Source organism: Treponema sp. OMZ 803 (assembly GCF_024181165.1).
Lineage (GTDB): Bacteria > Spirochaetota > Spirochaetia > Treponematales > Treponemataceae > Treponema.
Genome location: NZ_CP051195.1, coordinates 17,761 through 35,966 on the forward strand (window position 1 = coordinate 17,761; position 18,206 = coordinate 35,966).

Consider the following 18,206-nt stretch of genomic DNA (forward strand, 5'->3'; position numbering starts at 1 on the left):
TCCTCCGGGATACCGAGGGTGTGAGTTTCTCCGTATCATCTTCATAGAAAGGGGTTGTTCAATGAAAAGAATAGCGCTTGTATGCCTCTGTACATTTGCCTTTATGAGTATGGCTTTTGCGATAGAGGTCGATCAAAGTGAACTGAAGCAGGCCGGAAATACGCCGATTGAATTTATCAACTACACAGGGCCTCATGCCGAAATCGATACGCTGCGGGCTATCGCAGAAATCGGGGAATCGCTTGCAGGGGCTGCCCAAAGAGGACGCGCCGGTGATACGAATCGCTACGCCGTTATCCACGCGGTCGATCCGTCGGTGAAGGCTGGTCTCGATGCCGATATCATGATTATCGGAAGCGGGGCTAGGGTAGACCATATCAACAACTTACGGGTTATTATCGCCGGTTATTTACAACGCGCCTATGGATACTCCGAAAAAGATGCGAAGACAATTGCCCATTTTGTAACGATTTACAACGCAGTATACCGCGGCGACATGAATATGTTTAAGAGTAAGTATAAAGCGGTTGTTATCAAGAATTTGGCTACCGATAAAGTCGGTTTGGCGCTACGCTATGATGAATGGCCGGGAAAGACACAAATTGTTATTCCGCTCTCCGATCAGAAATACAGCGGTACGTTAAGCACGATCGATACAAAATCGCTCTCCGATAAGAACGTCGTTGACAAGATGCGTGAGCAAGATGATAAAGATATCGCGACACGCAAAGACATGATCGACCTGAAAGAGCGCGAAAGCAGCGCCGCCCGCGATCGTGCGGATGTTGCACAGAAAAATGCCGCCGCGGCTCGGAAAGATGCTGATACGAAACGGAATGAAGCTGCATCTGCACAAAAGGAAGCTGATAAATCAAAGACAGCTGCGGTTCAATCAAAGCAAGATGCGGAAAAAGCTCGGAAGGATGCAGAAGCGGCAAAGAAGAAGGCTGCCCAATCCGAAAAAGCAGCAGCAGCAGCGCAGAAGCAGGCTCAGAAAAATCCGAATGATCGTAAAGCAGTCGAAGAAGCTGCAAAAAAACAGCAAGAAGCCGCAAAAAATAAGCAAGAAGCAAGCGATAAAGATAAAACTGCTGCAGAGAAAGCAAATGCAGCAAAAAAAGGTGATCAGGAAGCAGCGGCAAAGCAGAAAGAAGCCGATGCAAAGCAGAAGGTTGCCAATGAAGCTGCAAAACAAGCTCAAGATAAAGAACGTGAAGCTTCTTCCGAAAAGCAATTTGCCGATACAAAAGAGCAGGAAGCCCAAAGCGACCGGAAAGATGTCGCTGCGGATACTCGGAAAATTATCGAAGAAAAGCGGGAGGAGCGGAAAGCTCAAGATGAGGCGGCTTTTGCGTCTGCATTACCCGGAGCCATGTTGAAAGTAGTTGATTCCGGTTCTTTGCTTTCAGAAGTGGTGCTACTTGACCTTAAAACGGAAAAACCGCTGAAAACCTCATCGCTGAATACCATACGCGGGCGTGCCCTTATCGAAGGAACGGATTCCCTTATCGCGATTGCCGGTTCAAAATCCGGTAATCAGATGATTACATTGGTTGCTATTAACCCTCGTACACTTGAAATGACCAAGCAGGCGACAGTACCTATTGCTGCCCAGAGTCTTTTAATACAGGCTGATGACAGCTACTATGCCGTAATTGAGCAATCGGGCAAAAACTACCTTGCGCGCTTCAACAATAATCTCGAAATGCAAGCGAAATCGAGTGTAACCGTTCTTCCGTACACAGCGATAAGTGTTACGGAAAAAGGCTTGCTTGTACAGGATACGGCAAACAATATTCGCCTTTTGAATGCGAATAATCTCGCGGAAGCGATAAAGTAAAAAACTTGCAACCATCAAAATAGTAAAAAGCCGATTGAACACGTGATGTGTTTAATCGGCTTTTTTGTTTACTTTTTCCGGCTATACGGCGTATTTTCCAATGGAAGCTTTGTTCTAAAGATACCGTCGCGGTTATAATACGCAAGAGCAACCGCAGGCGCTGTCGGAATACTGGCAATTTCACCGATCCCCTTCGCACCACAGGCAAGTTCGTTATCGTTATGTTCGATAATATCGACCTTTATCGGCGGTACTTGCGGCGCTTTAAACAAGCCGAGCGTACCGAATTTAGCAGTCGGAACACTCTTTTGCAGCGGATAGTCCTCCGTTAGCGCATATCCGAGGCTCATCACGACGCCGCCTTCGATCTGCCCTTGCAGCGAAATCGGATTAAGCGCGCGGCCGACATCGTGTGCAGCTTCCACATACGCGAGTTTTCCTTCTTCATCCAAATCGATGAGGTGCGTTGCGTATCCATAAGCAACATGACTTACCGGATGGGGTTTATCGGAACCCAGTTTGTCCGTCGGATAGGTATATTCCGCAAAAAATTCTTTGGTACTCAGGGCGGTAAACAATTCAGGCAGTATATCTATGTGTTCGGAGAGCTTACCTGTTTTGCCGCGCTTTTGCAGTTCTTCTTCAAGCGCTTTTTTGACGTCGGTAGCAGCCATACGAGCACTTTCGCCGGTAAATACGGTTTGACGTGAGGCGGTTGTTTCTCCTGCGTCGGGAGCAAATTTAGTGTCGGGTGTCTCGTAATGCAAAAGATAGCGTGGTAAATTAAGTACGTGACTGACAATCTGTAATAAAATTGTTCCGATTCCCTGCCCGATACAGGCCGCGCTCGAATAGATATGCACACCGTCTGCCTGTAGCCGCAAAGTCGTCCGTCCGAAATCGGGAATACCGACTCCAAGTCCGGAGTTTTTAATGGCACACGCGATACCTGCCTTTGGATGAGCGTCATAATACGGCTTTACCGCTTCGAGGGTTTGTACAAGAGCGGTTGAATCGTCGGCATATTGGCCGTTCGGCAGTACTTGTCCCGGGCGGATTGCATTCCGGTAGCGAATTTCCCATGGACTGATGCCGACCTTTTCCGCCAATAGATTGATGCACGATTCAACGGCAAAGCAGCTTTGCGTTACGCCGAATCCTCTGAATGCACCGGCCGGCGGGTTATTGGTGTACCACGCGCAGCCGAGTATGTCGATATCCTGATAGTTATACGGCCCTGCCGCATGAGTACAGGCACGCTGTAGTACCGGCCCACCGAGCGAGGCATAAGCGCCGGTGTCCGAATGGAGCACGGCTTTTAAGCCGGTTAGATGGCCGTTCTCGTCGCAGCCGAGTGTAAAATCCATTTCCATCGCGTGCCGCTTCGGGTGGATAATCATACTCTCTTTTCTGCTTAAGCTTACCTTTACGGGGCGTCCGGTCTTTAACGCAAGGATAGCCGCATGGTGTTGCACGCTCATATCTTCTTTGCCGCCGAATCCGCCTCCAACCATCTTTGCGATAACCCGTACCTTGTCGATGGGCAAGCCGGTCGCTTCCGAACATTCACGTTTTGTTTGATATATACCTTGATCCCCCGAATAAATAATGACGCCGCCTTCTCCGTCCGGCATAGCCACTGCCGTTTCCGGCTCCAAAAAGGCATGTTCGGTGGGGGGAACGGAATAGTGGTGTGAAACGACATACTTTGAATTTTTTAGCTTCTCATCGGCATTGCCGCGCACGAGGTGTTCTTTTGAAAGGAGATTCCCTCCTTCATGGACATGGGGTGCATCTTCTGCCATTGCTTCTGCCATAGAACACACGGGCGGTAGTTCTTCGTATTCGATCTTTACCGATTTTTTTGCAGCTTCCAAAATCTCGCGACTTTCGGCAGCAATCAGAACGATGGCGTCACCCAAATAGTGCGTTTCTTTACCGAGGGGAATAAGCACATCCCAGTCTTTTTTTAAGTGTCCGATCTTTTGCATACCGGGAAGATCTTTTGCTGTCATTACAATATGAACGCCGGGCATCTTCTCCGCTTCTTCGGTATTGATAGACAATATCTTTGCTCGCGGATATGCAGTGCGTACGGCGCTTCCGTACAACATCCCGTCCGGATACATATCGTCGACATATTCGGCAGATCCCACCGCTTTTGTATATGAATCGACACGGAGCGCACTGCTGCCTACCGCCGTTTCGATTTTTGCTTCCGGCACGGGTATATTTTCACGTAACATCTTTGCTGCTAATAAGATAGCTTCTTCAATTTTTACATAGCCGGTACAGCGGCAAATATTATTGCGGATTGCCTGTTTTACATCTGCAGGAGAGGGGTCGGGGTTTGTATCGATAAGTGCTTTTGCGCAAATAACCATACCGGGAATACAGAAACCGCATTGCACTGCTCCGCAGTGAGCAAAGGTATACTGATACACGGCATATTCACGTTCGGGGAAGCCTTCAATCGTCATGATCGATTTTCCCACTAATCTGTTTGTAATTTGTACACAGGCCTTCATCGGTTTTCCGTCTATTAAAACAGTACAAGTACCGCATGCACCTTCCATACAACCGTTTTTAACGGAAGTTAAACGCAATGTATCCCGTAAAAAATAGATGAGTTTTTGATTTTCTTCGGCTTTAACAATCCGGCCGTTAACGGTTAATGATACCATAGCATACTCCATCCGGAAAGATATTATGTAATTGTGGATACCCAAAGCGGATACACACAAAAGATACCTAAGGGAAGTCCCTAAAAAATTGAGATTTTTAAAGACTGTTCATCAATGAGCTAACTCTACCGTATTAGTATAAGGGATAAAAATGGAAAAATCAACAATAAAAAAAGAAAATTAGGATGCCAAAAAAATAGTTTGATTTATATGGAAAGGTGAATATTCGTACTCTGCATTGGAATACGCTGATTTGCCGTTTTCCACTATTTTGAGTACATTTAATCTGCCTTTTCATTTAGAACCAGCAAAGGCTCAAAAGCGATAGTGTTTATTCTTCGCTATCTTCAATAAATAGCGAAATAGCGGCAATAAACAGTTTCAGACCGCTTAAAATTTTTTATTAACTTGAGGTTATAGCATGGCAAAGTATGAGTTTCAAACGGAAGTTAATCAGCTGCTCCACCTGATTATCCATTCTCTGTATTCAAATAAGGAAATATTCCTGCGGGAGCTGGTGTCGAATGCCTCCGATGCGCTCGATAAGCTGAAATATCTGACCGTATCGGATGCCGCATTAAAAAATCTGCAATTCAATCCCCGTATCGATATTACGTTTAACGAAGATGCCGCAACGCCGACGCTGACTATCCGCGACACGGGTATCGGTATGAACGATGAGGATATCAAAAACAACCTCGGTACGATTGCCCGCTCCGGCACCAAGGCATTTTTGGAGCAGCTTGCCGCGGATGATAAAAAAGACTCCAACCTGATCGGTCAATTCGGCGTCGGTTTTTATTCAGCCTTTATGGTTGCATCTAAGATCGAAGTGATTTCGAAAAAAGCAGGTGAAACTACCGTATGGAAGTGGATTTCCGACGGCAAGGGCGAATATGAACTGGAGCAAACCGATGATTCGGCGTTCCCGCTCATCGATGACGTTCCCGAAGGGGCTAACGGTACTTGCATCACCCTGTATCTGAACAATGAAGATTCCGAATTTGCAAGTCGCTGGAAGATTGAAGACATTATCAAACGCTATTCGGATCATATAGCCTTCCCGATTTATCTCCATTATATTCACAAAGAATATGATGATAAGGGCAACGAAAAATCGCAGGCAGCAAAGAGCGAGCAAATCAACGATGCAAGCGCGCTGTGGCAAAAGCCGAAATCGGAGTTGAAGGACGAGGACTACAAGAATTTTTATAAGTCGCTTTCGCACGATTCTACCGATCCGCTCTTATATGTCCACACCAAGGCGGAGGGGACGCTGGAGTACACCACGCTCTTTTATGTTCCGGCAAAGGCTCCATTCGATATGTACCATGCCGACTACAAGCCCGGCGTAAAGCTCTTTGTAAAGCGGGTGTTTATCACGGAGGATGAAAAAGAATTACTGCCGGTGTATCTGCGGTTTGTGCGCGGTATTATCGACAGTGAAGACTTGCCACTCAACGTCAGCCGTGAAATCTTGCAGCAGAATCGCATTTTGAACAACATCCGCTCCGCCTCGGTAAAAAAACTCTTGAGTGAATTTAAAAAGCTCTCTGAAAATGATAAGGAAAAATACGAAACCTTTATCGCCGAATATAACCGGCCGTTAAAAGAAGGTTTGTACAGCGACTATGAACATCGCGACGAGCTTTTGGAACTGATCCGCTTTAGAACAACGAATGAGGAAAACACATGGACGAGTCTTGCCGACTACGTACAGCGGATGAAGGAAGGACAAAAGGCGATTTACTATATCACCGGCGGCGATGAAAAGGCGCTCAGACAGTCCCCGCACTTGGAAGCATACAAGGCAAAGGGCTTGGAAGTGCTGATTATGCCGGATGAAATTGACGATATCGTAATTCCCTCCGTCGGCAAGTATAAGGATTGGGAACTCAAGGCTGCAAACCGCGCCGGCTCCGACGAAGAGCTGAGCACCGACGAAGAAAAGAAAGAAGCAAAGCAGAAGGAAAAGGACTTTAAGCCGATTGTCGAAAAGATTAAAAACGCGCTCGGCGATGCGGTAAAAGAAGTACGCCTTTCCAAACGGCTTGCCGACTCACCTTCGTGTATCGTAGTGGACGAAAACGATCCGAGCTTGCAAATGGAGCGCATGATGCGGGCAATGGGGCAGCAGCTCCGCGGCGAGGTAAAGCCCATTTTGGAAATCAATGCGGAACACCCCATTCTGCAGCGGCTCAAGGATACCGATGACGAAGCGCTCATTGCCGACACTGCATTTGTGCTGTTAGATCAGGCGCTGCTGCTGGAAGGCAGTACACTCAAAGACACCGCCGACTTTGTAAAACGCTTGAACAAGCTGCTTGCACGGTAAGATAAAAAAAATGTCTCGATAGAAAGGCTCTCTTTCTATCGGGATTATCACCTCAAGCACTGAACAGGCCTTATGACTGCCTTGATAAATTGCCTATTCGATACTTCATTTCCTAGTATTCGTCTGCGGTAAGCAGTTCCAACTCATCATGCATGGAACGCCAGCTTTCATAGCGGTCGGGATGGATATGTCCCGCGCTAAGTTCTTCTAATATGCGGCAGCCGCGCTCGTGGATGTGCGAGCACGAAAGCCCGAAAGCGCATTGTATTGCCGCTTTCTCCATCTCGGGAAAGTAAAAAATAATTTCTTCCGGTTTAATGCCCCACAGCGCAAAGTGTCTGATGCCGGGCGTATCGATGATGTTGAACGGCAGCCGCGTTCCGTCGTGAGCGGTAAAGGTCATCGGTAAAAAAACGCCCTGCGTTGTCGTATGGATACCGCGATCGTACTTAAACGAAATATCGGCGGTTTTAAGCGCAAGGCTGGGATCAAGGCTGTTCAGCAAGCTTGACTTTCCGACGCCCGACTGTCCGGTAACGGCACAGGTTTTACCCGAGAGGAGACATGCGAGCAATTCAAGGCCTTCTCCCGTCTTTGCCGATACCTCACATACCTGTATGCCGATACGCTGCCAATCCCGTATGCGTTCCCGCACCGGTTCCGAAATGCCCAAATCGATTTTGTTCACGATGATAAGTGCGGGAATCCCTTCCGCGGCGGCTTGAACCAATGTACGGTCGGTAAAGCGCGGACGAAAGGGGGGATTGGCAGGGGTGGTAACGCAGAGCAGCAAGTCGATGTTTGCCGCTAAGAGTTGCGGACTGCGCGTTTTCTGATTCCAGCGAGCAAAACCGTTGCGCCGCGGTACGAGCGCCGTAATTTGCCCCTGATCGGGATAGATGGTGTCGTATTCAATATCGACCGTATCGCCCGGCGCTAAGGGATTGTAATACCCGCGGCTTTCTTTCAGTTTTTTTCCCTTAATGGAACAACGCACTACATTACCTTTGGGTGTGCGTACTGCAAAAAAATTATTTGCGCCGCTTAATACCAGTCCCTGCATTACAGCGCTCCCTTCCAGTCGAGATCGAAAAGCTCGCAATAGCCACGGTACAGCCGGTCGATGCGATCGGTGATTTCGCCCGTAACATAGCAACTGCTGCGGGATGCTTCCCCACCGGACGGCGGAGGCAGCACATCCAATGCATGGGAAACGACGCCGGGCAAGGAATCGACAACCTTTATTTCCGGAGCGGCGCATTCGGTAAAGGTATCTGCAAGATGCAAAAAGTGAGTGCACGCCAGTACAATCGTATCGACACCGGCGTCTTTAAACTGCCGGATTGCAGGCATTACTGCTTTTCGTTTTTCTTCATCCGGGGCGGTAATCAGTCCGTTTTCAATTTTTGCAACCAGTTCCGCATCCGCCCGTCTTTCGATAGTACAATCGGCGGCAAATGATTCAATCAGTTTATCAAGATACGGATCGTTGATTGTCCGCGCTGTGGCGATAATCCCGATTCGCTTATTAACACTGACTTCCGCCGCAACCTTTACCGCCGGTACGGTACCGACAAAGGGAATGGAAAAATGTTTGCGCAGCGCATCGAGGGCGGCGGTTGACATCGTATTGCACACCACAACGATCATTGCAGGATCCAAGCGGTTTATTATTTTTTCCGTAACACCGAGGGCATACTTAATCACTTCCTCACGTGTTTTTTCCCCGTAGGGAAAATGTTCCAAATCCGCTATATATGCAGCTGCCGCTTGCGGCGCTTTTTTATGAAAATACCGGAAGTACGGCAAGCCGCCTATCCCCGAATCTAAAAAAACATACTTTTTGTGCATTTAATGTAACACCTCGTAAAATAAATTCATAATGCGAAACTCATGATTTTATAATTAAGGATTATAAATTATGCATTATTCTTGAGCAAGGTGCATAGAATACAACAGATGCTCCTGTTATAATAAACGCCGTGAAAAATTTTGTTCGGCTCTTTTCATATTTAAAAGGATTCCGTCTCTTATATCTGCTTGCGCTCATGTTTGCACTGCTTGCTCAGATTGCCGCAGCCCTGCAGCCGAGCCTAATCAAAATTACCGTCGATTCGGTACTCGGCGATGTACCGCTTACCCATACCGCGCTTGAACGGTTTGTTGCACTGTTCGGAACGGCTGCAAAGGGAACAAACGGGCTGTTCATTATGGCGGCTCTGATTCTTGCATTTGCGATATGCCGCAGTATATTTACGTTTTTGCAGATGAATACGGCAAATGCAGCAACCGAGCGGGTTATTCAAAATGTACGGAACCGGTTGTATAATCATATTCAGCTATTACCATACACATATCACGCAAATGCAAAAACGGGCAATCTTATCCAACGCTGTACCTCCGATATAGATACTATCCGCATTGCATTGTATTCTCAGATTCCCGAAACGGTCGGCTCGGTATTTTTAATTATATACACAGTCTTTTTGATGATACAGTCGAACATCAAGCTGGCGCTTGTGTCATGCGCGGTATTACCGATTACGGCTATTTTTTCCGGTATCTTCTTTTATGTAATTGAAAAACAGTTTAAAACCGCAGCAGATCGGGAAGCGGCAATGACCGCGGTTCTCCAAGAAAGTCTTACGGGTATTAGAGTGATTAAGGCTTTTACCCGTCAGCAATACGAGATGGAAAAATTCAAAACGGCCAGCGAGGCGTATATGAAGCGGAATTTGATCGTGATACGCTGCTTTGCGTTTTTTTGGTCGGGTTCCGATTTTTTATCGTACATCCAGATTTTTATCGTTATCCTCTACGGAAGCTTCTTAGCATACCGCGGTGAAATTTCAGTAGGAATGTTGATCGCGTTTATTTCGTATATCGGTATACTGATACAGCCGGTACGGCAGCTCGGACGGATTCTCGGCAATATCGGCAAGGCATGTGTGTCGGTCGGCCGTATTGAAGAGCTATTCCGCGAGGAACCTGAGGAGCTTTTCCCCACACAGAAAAAACCGGAGATTAAGGGCAACATCATTTTTGATTCCGTGTCGTTTGCTTATCCGGGAGCGGAGAATACGCCTGTTTTGGATAATGTTTCGTTCAGCATCAAACAGGGACAAACGGCGGCAATTTTAGGGCCGACCGGTTCGGGGAAAAGTTCGCTGGTGCATCTGCTTGACCGGCTTTACGACTATACATCAGGTTCTATCACAATAGACGGCGTAGAATTACATTCGATAGACAAGGGCTGGATACGGTCGCAGATAGGACTGATTTTGCAGGAACCGTTTCTCTACGCTAAAACAATTATGGAAAATATTAAACTTGCTGCCCCCGATACGGATGATTTCGTCGCACAGCGGTACGCCCGCATCGCAGCCTTAGACGGAGAGATTCACTATTTTGCAGACGGATATTCGACCGTTGTCGGGGAACGCGGCGTTTCTCTATCAGGCGGACAAAAACAGCGGCTGGCGATTGCACGGACACTGATAAAGGATGCTCCTATTTTGATCTTTGACGATTCACTTTCCGCAGTTGATATGGAAACCGATGCGGCAATCAGAGCTGCCCTCAAAAATGAAAATAAACATAAAACAGTGATTATCATTTCGCACCGCATTGCTACGGTCAAAGACGCAGACATTATTATCGTTTTGGAAAAGGGAAAGATTACGGAACAAGGAACGCATCGTGAGCTGATACAACACGACGGCCTATACAAACGAATTTATGATATTCAGAGTAATCGAGATCGGTGATTCATAGCAAAATTGAATACCTACCGCTTCTCAGCTGCGCTCTGCATCGGAGTGATTGATTGCCGTGCCGTTTGTTAAATTACAGAAAAGCAGTAACCGTATTATAGTGACAGTATGAACATTTCACGGAAATTGCCGATCGGCGTACAGAGTTTTAAAGTATTACGGGAAGATCATTATCTCTATGTAGATAAGACCCAGTATCTTTTTCGATTAGTACAAAGCGGTCGAGTTAGTTGCGAGAGATGGCTGTTATCGTGCTCTATATTTTTTCAAGGCTTTTTTAATATCCTTGAACGCCCAATCATAGTGGCTGGAAGTTGCAGACACGCAGTAGCTGCCAAGCGTTGTCGTTCCTGTCCAATCGAAAGCGCCTTTGGAAAAAAGGTCTTCGTTGGAAAATGTTTCGATAAGCGCCATCACCTCTTTATGCGTTTTTTTGAGCATTGTTTCTGCATCGGTATATGATGTGTTTTGATGTTTTTCCCAAAAAACAACATTCATCTGAGGATAGGTTTTCCAATTATAGGGCGCCGGCAAAAAAGGGGCAGGATTCCTGTTTGTGTTTGACCGTATCCAATTCAGCAGAAGACAGTGCCACTCATATAGATGAACCAAAACATCCCGCACGTTTTTATCGCGTTCGTTCGGAACAATATCCGCGCTCTTTTCTTTGTCAGACATTTCGCCGATTAACGTCCATAGTTTTGCGAATTGTTCATTTGCAGCTTGTATTAAATCGGCTTTGGTGGTAGGTCTTGGCATAGGTTATTGTGACTCCTTTAGGATAGTAAGATGCCCTATTGTACCATAGAAAGCTGACACGGTATGTCAGGTTTGAAAAAACATTTAAACTTTTTTATGGTGCGCCGCTATTTTTTCAGCAAAATCGATTATTCCTTGTTTTAGAGTTTCCGGTTCAAGAATTTCTACCTCGGTACCGAGCGACAAAATAAATCCGTACAGCCAATGATCGATCGGAAGATATACTGAAAGCGTATACGAGCCGTCCATATTTTTTGTGATAAGATCGGGAGGAAATTCATCATAAAACCGATAAGCGATTCCGGCGGTGCATTTTAATTTTATGTTCGTAAGCGTCAGAGCATCGGAATACTCTGTACGGTCAGGTAGCTTGTTGAGCAATTCCATACGCTTAAATATTTTTACCGTCTGCATAACGGAAAGCATACGGTTTAACCGGAAAAGCCGATAAGCATTTTTGTCGGTACACAAACTTTCAACGTACCACGCCTTGGATTTAAACAAAAGGCGAAGCGGATAAATAGTACGCTCAGTTTTTTCTCCATAGGAACTGAGATATTCAATGCGGAGCGCACGGCATTCCAAGATGGCTTGTTTAACCGTATCGAAAATGGACGTGTCGTTTTTGTTGTCCCAGCGGGAATAATCAACCTTAACCCAATCGGCATGACGCTGAAAGACAGCAGACAACCGGTTTAAAATCGATTCGGTATGTATCTCGTCAACAGGTGCTAAACATTGCAGGGCGAGCAGAATCTTATCCTGCTCTTCTTGTGTTACAATCGATTTATTGATGGTGTATGTTTCGTCAATAAAAATTCCGCCGCCTGTTCCCTGCACCGTATACACCGGAATACCGGCACAGCTTAAAATATCAATATCACGATACACGGTACGAATCGATACAGCAAATTTTTTCGCAAGCTCCTGCGCCGTCGTTCGTTTTTTATTGAGGAGAATAAAGACGATTTCAAAAAGCCGTTCGGAACGCATAACGATAAAAGTATAGCATAAAAAGTAGACGGGTTCCTATAAAGGGCATTTAAAATACATTTATAGAAGTTGCAGCGCTGATAATAGAGTTTGCATACCGGTCAACGAGTTTTAGGCCACGTATCGGCTCACCGTATTTTTATGCGCGTCATACCCGATTGTCCTGCTTTTTCTGCTGTACTTCTTAAACGGTTGGATCCGGTTTGATAAAAAGGGAAACTCAATTTATCCGCCCATAGTGATTTCCCTGATTGGCTGTACGTTTGGTCTTGCATGGAGGATGCTGGCTGTACAGCAAGATGTTATCAGATAGCTTAGTTGTTGAGTGCACAGTCATTGCAAAAACATAATAATGACAGCAGCTAATCTTTTAAATAACACTGTATACGGAAGATGCTAAATAAGCATAATGAGAAAGAAGAAAAACAGAGATTGAAAAAATCTATAAAACATTATATGATTTGAAAATACTAATATGGTTCAAACAAATACGATCTTAGATTTACAATCCGACGAAGCTCTATGCTTCTTTTTAGATTCTAAGCACTATTACAAAGAGACATTCCCCTCATATATAAATTTTAACAAAATACTTTCTGCAATTAATGAATTTCTATCGAATTATCCTGATATACTCAACCACGCACAGCCAGAAAATTATGAGAACGTCAATTACATTATAGCAGCAAACAAAGACGGAAAGTACGATTGGAGACCTTTTGAATTAATCAATCCTATTCTTTATGTACAGCTTGCAAGAACGATTACAGAAAAAACACATTGGCAAGACATCTGTAAACGATTTAAAGACTTTGCTGCAAATCCAGACATAGAATGTATGAGTATTCCCGTCGTTGAAAATACATTACAAACAAATCAGAAAGCGCAGATATTAGCATGGTGGGAAAATATTGAACAACGCTCAATTGAATTATCTTTAGATTATGAGTACCTTATTGAAACTGATATAACAAACTGTTACGGCGCGCTCTATACCCATTCGATAGCATGGGCATTACACACAAAAGAAAAGGCAAAACAACAAAGGCGGGAAAATTTAATCGGCAATATCATAGATAAATACATTCGTGCAATGCGTTATGGTCAAACAAATGGCATTCCGCAAGGTTCTGTTTTGATGGATTTTATTGCTGAAATGGTACTGGGTTATATTGACACATTATTATCCGATCGAATTAAAGCAAATAATCGAATTAAAGCAAATAATATAACCGATTATCATATATTACGTTACCGTGATGATTATAAGATATTTGTTAACAATCCTCATACAGGAGAACACATCTTAAAAATAATAACCGAGGTTCTTGCTGAATTTGGAATGAAACCTAATATATCAAAAACAAATACATACGACAATATAATTTTACATGCAATCAAAAAAGACAAACTCGCATGGCTTATAAAGAAACAATCCAATAAAGATTTACAGAAGCATTTGCTGCTAATATACAAACATGCATTAGAATATCCCCATGCAGGCAGTTTAATAGGACCTTTACAAGATTGCTATTTCCGAATAAAGAAAAGCAAACGTTTGCAAAATCATTCTAAGTCATTGATAGCTATCATCGTTGATATAGCCTATCGCAATCCTCGAACGTATGCAATATGTGCAGCAATGTTAAGCATAATATTAGCTCAACTGTCGAACAAAGACGAACAAAAAGAAATTATTACCAAAATAAAGAATAAATTTAGCTTAATTCCAAATACAAGTAACATGCTTATATGGCTACAGCGGATAAGCTTATTTTTTAAATTTGATATCGACTATGATGATGCTTTATGCCGTTTGATTGACCATGCTTTCAAAGAGATAGATAGGTTTTCTCTAGCGGATGCTGATATAAGTCAAATCTGGAATATGGATTGGGTAAATTCTGAGGAATTAAAAACCATATTGAAAGCAAATAGTATTATCAATAAAACAGAATTCAAAAAACTCTCAAGAGAAATCTTGTTAAAAGAAATAGAAGCTTCATTAATGAGAAACTATTAGATAAAATTATTAGCAAATCAGTTGCTTACTATTCCTTCAACTTTTCAAGCTCTTCAAAAAGTTTATGCACATTACAAAATGACGCAGATTTATCTTCATCATGCTTATTTCTTTCTTCCAATTTCAATACCGTTTTGTTACTTTGTATTTTCCGAGTTTTTCTCGGCATAAAACAGCTCCTTCAATACATTGACGTTCACAAGCGGTAAGGCACCGAATTTGTCAGCATTATACAGCTTTTTGCGCGAAACTCCTTTACGGATCCCTGTATAGTCAGTGATGCTATTGTATACGCTATTCCCTTTATCCGTTTTATAGCAAAACCAGACTTCATCATCCCGTAAAAGACCGGAATCTAATAAATCTTGATCATGCGCGGTAAAAATGAGTTGTGACTCTGTAGCAACATACAAAAAAAGATCGAGAAACGTCTCTATCAATTCACGGTGTAATGAAGTCTCAAGTTCATCTATAGAAATGATGTAAGCAATGTTTTCGTATTTCAATGAGTGCAATAGTGCGCTCAGTTCTATCATCCGTATTGTTCCTGCCGACTCTTCATCAATTGATAGCACATAGTCATGATTATCATAGCGATGTGTTACTTGTACATCTTGCACTGTCAATTTTCCATTGTAGTTTACGATACGTTCTTGCATTTCTTGGGGAAGCGTTGCCGCTAAATCTTCGGTAATCGGTATATGTTCAACCTTTATATCGCTGATTGTTCCCATATCAGAAGCAGAAAGTAATTGCACAAGATAGTCCTTAAATTGAGGGAACCGAGGTCTTATGTGAGCAAACGCGTTCCCTCGTAAAAACTCGTTTGACATACTTACTATTCCGGCAAAAAACACGGTCAAGTAGAGTGCTAAACGTTTTAGCGTAGAAAATTGAACCTGCTGACTTGCCGACAGCAACGAGCAGTTAGGACGCACAAGGTTTTCAATTGCTTTCTTAGGTCCGGAAATATCACTGCCCCATTTTATACCTGTATGCTCATCCCTCATAACGATCAGTTTTTTCTGTCCTTTCGGTGCATAATATACCGATTCGTAGACAACAGCGGTACGGGTAAGTTTTAGATTATATTCATAGCGGGTATAGCCTTCGGTATTGCTATTTTTTAGATACAAGATAATTTCAAACGCACCGGGCTGATTTTGAAGCTGCGGATCAAACTTAAACGGAGTAAAATCAATTGCATCATCCGGTTTTAAGCGGGTAAATGAGCTGAGCATAAAATACGCATAAAAGCGAAGCGCCTCAAGTATGTTTGTTTTCCCTGAAGCATTTGCGCCGTATATACACGCCATTTTGAGTATTTTCTTACCGTTACAGTCTATACAGTGCTGCCCGTCGGTTGCGGGATCGTTCCGAGCCGATTCAAAACTAATGGTTTGCCTTTCACTAATAGAAAATGTATTTGTTATAGAAAACTCAAGCACCATAGCGCAGCTCCTCTATCATCAACTGCGCATACAATACCATCTTTTATTCATAAAATACAAGCTGTTTTTGCTGAAACTTTGCAAAAGCGCGATCAATTTTTACTTAACGTGCATACAACTTTGGTATCATTACAAAGCATGGATTCTATGTTTCTTCGGTGTAGTACACTTTGTAGAATTTCCCTTTTTTGTCCGTACCTTTTGCCAAGGGTGGCGGTGATTCCAGCAGAAGCGATGTTTGAGACAAAGCCACAAACTCGCCGTCAATGAATGTACAGGGAGATACATTCATTGACATTGTTGCTTTTTTCGTGTGGTTGCATAAACAGGAAAGGGGTCACCTATTGATATGCCATTTTCATCTTCGCAGCGTTGTTTTTAGCGATGGAATTTTTCAATGATATCGGGTTCAATCATAACTTCATTGGTAAAGTCATCAATCTTGCAGGCATCTTTATCTTTTTAAAATCAAAAAATTTATTTTAAAAGATCAAATTGATTGACTTTTGTAGTGCCTAACTCTTTGGGCAACTCTTGTATAACAAAGTTTTTTGCTAAGGTCATAAAATTTTGGGTATTGGTATATTCATCTTTACGGCGACGAACATGTAGAAAATCATTAAGCCAATAACGGGCTTCAGCACCTTTTCCAACATTATCTACTACAGCAACTACATAACCGCTTTCTCGCTCTTTGTTAAAAATGAGACTATATGCAGATAATCTGATCGCTTGTTAGGCAAATGAACAACATCTATTCAACTCGTATTAAATATTATTTCATTGCTTCTATAACTAATTCATTTAGTACATTATTTGTACCCCAAGCAATTTTACAAGCATGTCTTTCTTTCGATGATAAATAGCCCGTACAGTATAAAATTGCAGAACGAACATATATTGAAGGTTCATTATTATATTCATCGCGTATCAGCTTTCTATCATGTCCCTTTCCATGTTTCGAAAGAATAATTACACAAATAGCTCTAATTGATTCATGCGTTTGCTTATTTAAGAAATATTTAGCACAAAGTCTTAGTACTCTTGATGATAAATTACTACGATACAATAAGGCAGAAAACAACCACATTTGCTGATATTGAAAAATAAAGTGATTTTCAATTAAAATTTCTTCAATTTTCGATGTAATAATAGGGTTAGTTTTATCAATTGTTGCAAGATAGGCAGAATAAAATTTTGCTAAATGTGGATAAGTATGTAAATCTTCTTTTATAGTTACAAATGGTATCATTGAATGAGATTTTGTAAGAAGCGGTAAGCAAAATTTTATGATTGCATCTTTTTGATAACAAGCTGCATTTTTTTTGACATATAATTCCTCGAGGACATCAAGCCTAAAACCATCTATTTCATTTACATTTACTTCTTTGGTTTTATCTTCATCCCAGCTGCATTGAAAGCCGTATGCATTATCAAAAAAATTCGCTCGATCATCATCTGTCATTGAATCCAACATTTGAGTAACTTCATTAAATAACTCTTCAAATTCCATTTGTTGAGAACAAATTATTTTACTTGTATTAAACCATGTTTTACTTTCGTTCAAATATAGACTTTGTTGCCTTAGTGTATTACATATTTCAACTAATATCTTACGTAGTTCATACTCAGAATCTGAAAAAATATAAATATCATCCACAAATCTAATAAAATCAAATTGCTTGAGTTCAAGAAAATAATCAATTTGTGTTAAATAATAATTACCATATAAGTCAGAGGGATACATACCTTGTAGCAGCCCATAAGATTTATCTTCTCTCCATGCAAGGAGGGCTTTTTCTAACAAACTAATCAGTGGTCTTTGAATATTTATTGCATCCAATTGACTAATCACAAAATGTTGATAAATTGTTTCAAAAAAGGATGTAACATCAGTTTTTATACAATATTCATACTTTTCTGACTTATCGAGCATTGCTTTTTCAAATTGATGAAAACATTTTCCAAGAGGTTCAAACATATTTTCATCATTTGAAAGTATATTTGAAAAAACATGGCTTCTATCAATATTGTTTTCAATGTCACTAGCCATATTATCAGCTAGTACCTGATAAAGAAGTCTATCTTTTGGATATAAAATTGCACCAGGTCGTGTTAGACCTGATGATTTTGGAATATCCATTGTTAACGGTAATGAAAAATTAAATTTGCCAGATTTTAATTCTTCATTTAATTTATAAGTTAAGAATTTACTCGCATTTTTATATATATAACTGAAATGAGGAGCAAAAATAAAGTCTGTATTGCTATCCGTAAGGATTCTTTTTACAGCTTGATCATAATTTAAAGATTTTATTGTTTTATCATCCAATCCCACCATTTTCTTC

13 protein-coding genes and 1 pseudogene are annotated in these 18,206 nt (G+C 42.4%); 5 read left to right on the forward strand and 9 right to left on the reverse strand.

Features of this window, described 5'->3' with window-relative positions:
* Positions 1–61: 61 nt before the first annotated feature.
* Positions 62–1,840, forward strand: a complete 1,779-nt coding sequence (locus tag ABH09_RS00085) for a P83/100 family protein (protein WP_253714725.1) — start codon at positions 62–64, stop codon at positions 1,838–1,840.
* Positions 1,841–1,908: 68 nt separating this feature from the next.
* Here the strand turns inward: ABH09_RS00085 and xdh are convergent, their stop codons facing one another.
* On the reverse strand, positions 1,909–4,524 hold the full coding sequence (gene xdh, locus ABH09_RS00090) for a selenium-dependent xanthine dehydrogenase (RefSeq protein ID WP_253714726.1): 2,616 nt from the start codon (positions 4,522–4,524) through the stop codon (positions 1,909–1,911).
* 421 nt (positions 4,525–4,945) lie between these two features.
* On the opposite strand from xdh, the gene htpG reads away from it, so the two are divergent.
* Positions 4,946–6,859 (forward strand): molecular chaperone HtpG, encoded by a 1,914-nt coding sequence (gene htpG, locus ABH09_RS00095; RefSeq protein ID WP_162661932.1) that lies wholly within the window; start codon positions 4,946–4,948, stop codon positions 6,857–6,859.
* Positions 6,860–6,971: 112 nt separating this feature from the next.
* Here htpG and rsgA read toward each other — a convergent pair whose 3' ends face one another.
* Together rsgA and murI are read right to left on the reverse strand one after the other, a co-directional pair.
* Entirely contained in the window at positions 6,972–7,922 is a 951-nt protein-coding gene (gene rsgA, locus ABH09_RS00100; protein WP_253714727.1) for a ribosome small subunit-dependent GTPase A, read from the reverse strand.
* On the reverse strand, positions 7,922–8,710 hold the full coding sequence (murI, locus tag ABH09_RS00105) for a glutamate racemase (RefSeq protein WP_253714728.1): 789 nt from the start codon (positions 8,708–8,710) through the stop codon (positions 7,922–7,924). Before murI ends, rsgA begins: the two co-directional genes overlap by 1 nt.
* 131 nt (positions 8,711–8,841) lie before the next feature.
* Here murI and ABH09_RS00110 point away from each other — a divergent pair, with 131 nt between their 5' ends.
* Positions 8,842–10,626, forward strand: coding sequence for an ABC transporter ATP-binding protein (locus ABH09_RS00110; protein WP_253714729.1), 1,785 nt, complete (start codon positions 8,842–8,844; stop codon positions 10,624–10,626).
* A 114-nt stretch (positions 10,627–10,740) separates the two neighbouring features.
* A pseudogene (locus ABH09_RS12935) lies at positions 10,741–10,860 on the forward strand (AAA family ATPase); the annotation flags it as partial.
* A gap of 18 nt (positions 10,861–10,878) precedes the next feature.
* Here the strand turns inward: ABH09_RS12935 and ABH09_RS00120 are convergent.
* Positions 10,879–11,391 carry a ClbS/DfsB family four-helix bundle protein gene (locus ABH09_RS00120; RefSeq protein ID WP_253714730.1) on the reverse strand — a complete coding sequence of 171 codons (513 nt, stop codon included), beginning with the start codon at positions 11,389–11,391 and terminating at the stop codon, positions 10,879–10,881.
* A gap of 84 nt (positions 11,392–11,475) precedes the next feature.
* Entirely contained in the window at positions 11,476–12,384 is a 909-nt protein-coding gene (locus tag ABH09_RS00125; RefSeq protein WP_253714731.1) for a helix-turn-helix transcriptional regulator, read from the reverse strand.
* Positions 12,385–12,859: 475 nt separating this feature from the next.
* Between ABH09_RS00125 and ABH09_RS00130 the strand changes: the two genes are divergently transcribed.
* Positions 12,860–14,407, forward strand: a complete 1,548-nt coding sequence (locus ABH09_RS00130) for an RNA-directed DNA polymerase (RefSeq protein WP_253714732.1) — start codon at positions 12,860–12,862, stop codon at positions 14,405–14,407.
* Positions 14,408–14,435: 28 nt separating this feature from the next.
* Here the strand turns inward: ABH09_RS00130 and ABH09_RS00135 are convergent, their stop codons facing one another.
* The 4 genes from ABH09_RS00135 to ABH09_RS00145 form a co-directional block, all read right to left on the reverse strand.
* Positions 14,436–14,576, reverse strand: coding sequence for a hypothetical protein (locus ABH09_RS00135; protein WP_253714733.1), 141 nt, complete (start codon positions 14,574–14,576; stop codon positions 14,436–14,438).
* Positions 14,545–15,858 carry an AAA family ATPase gene (locus tag ABH09_RS00140; protein ID WP_253714734.1) on the reverse strand — a complete coding sequence of 438 codons (1,314 nt, stop codon included), beginning with the start codon at positions 15,856–15,858 and terminating at the stop codon, positions 14,545–14,547. Before ABH09_RS00140 ends, ABH09_RS00135 begins: the two co-directional genes overlap by 32 nt.
* Positions 15,859–16,335: 477 nt before the next feature.
* A complete protein-coding gene (locus ABH09_RS12940; protein ID WP_371922164.1) occupies positions 16,336–16,587 on the reverse strand; it encodes a nucleoid-associated protein in 252 nt (83 codons plus the stop codon).
* A gap of 46 nt (positions 16,588–16,633) precedes the next feature.
* A complete protein-coding gene (locus ABH09_RS00145; protein WP_253714735.1) occupies positions 16,634–18,199 on the reverse strand; it encodes an RNA-directed DNA polymerase in 1,566 nt (521 codons plus the stop codon).
* Positions 18,200–18,206 lie beyond the last annotated feature (7 nt).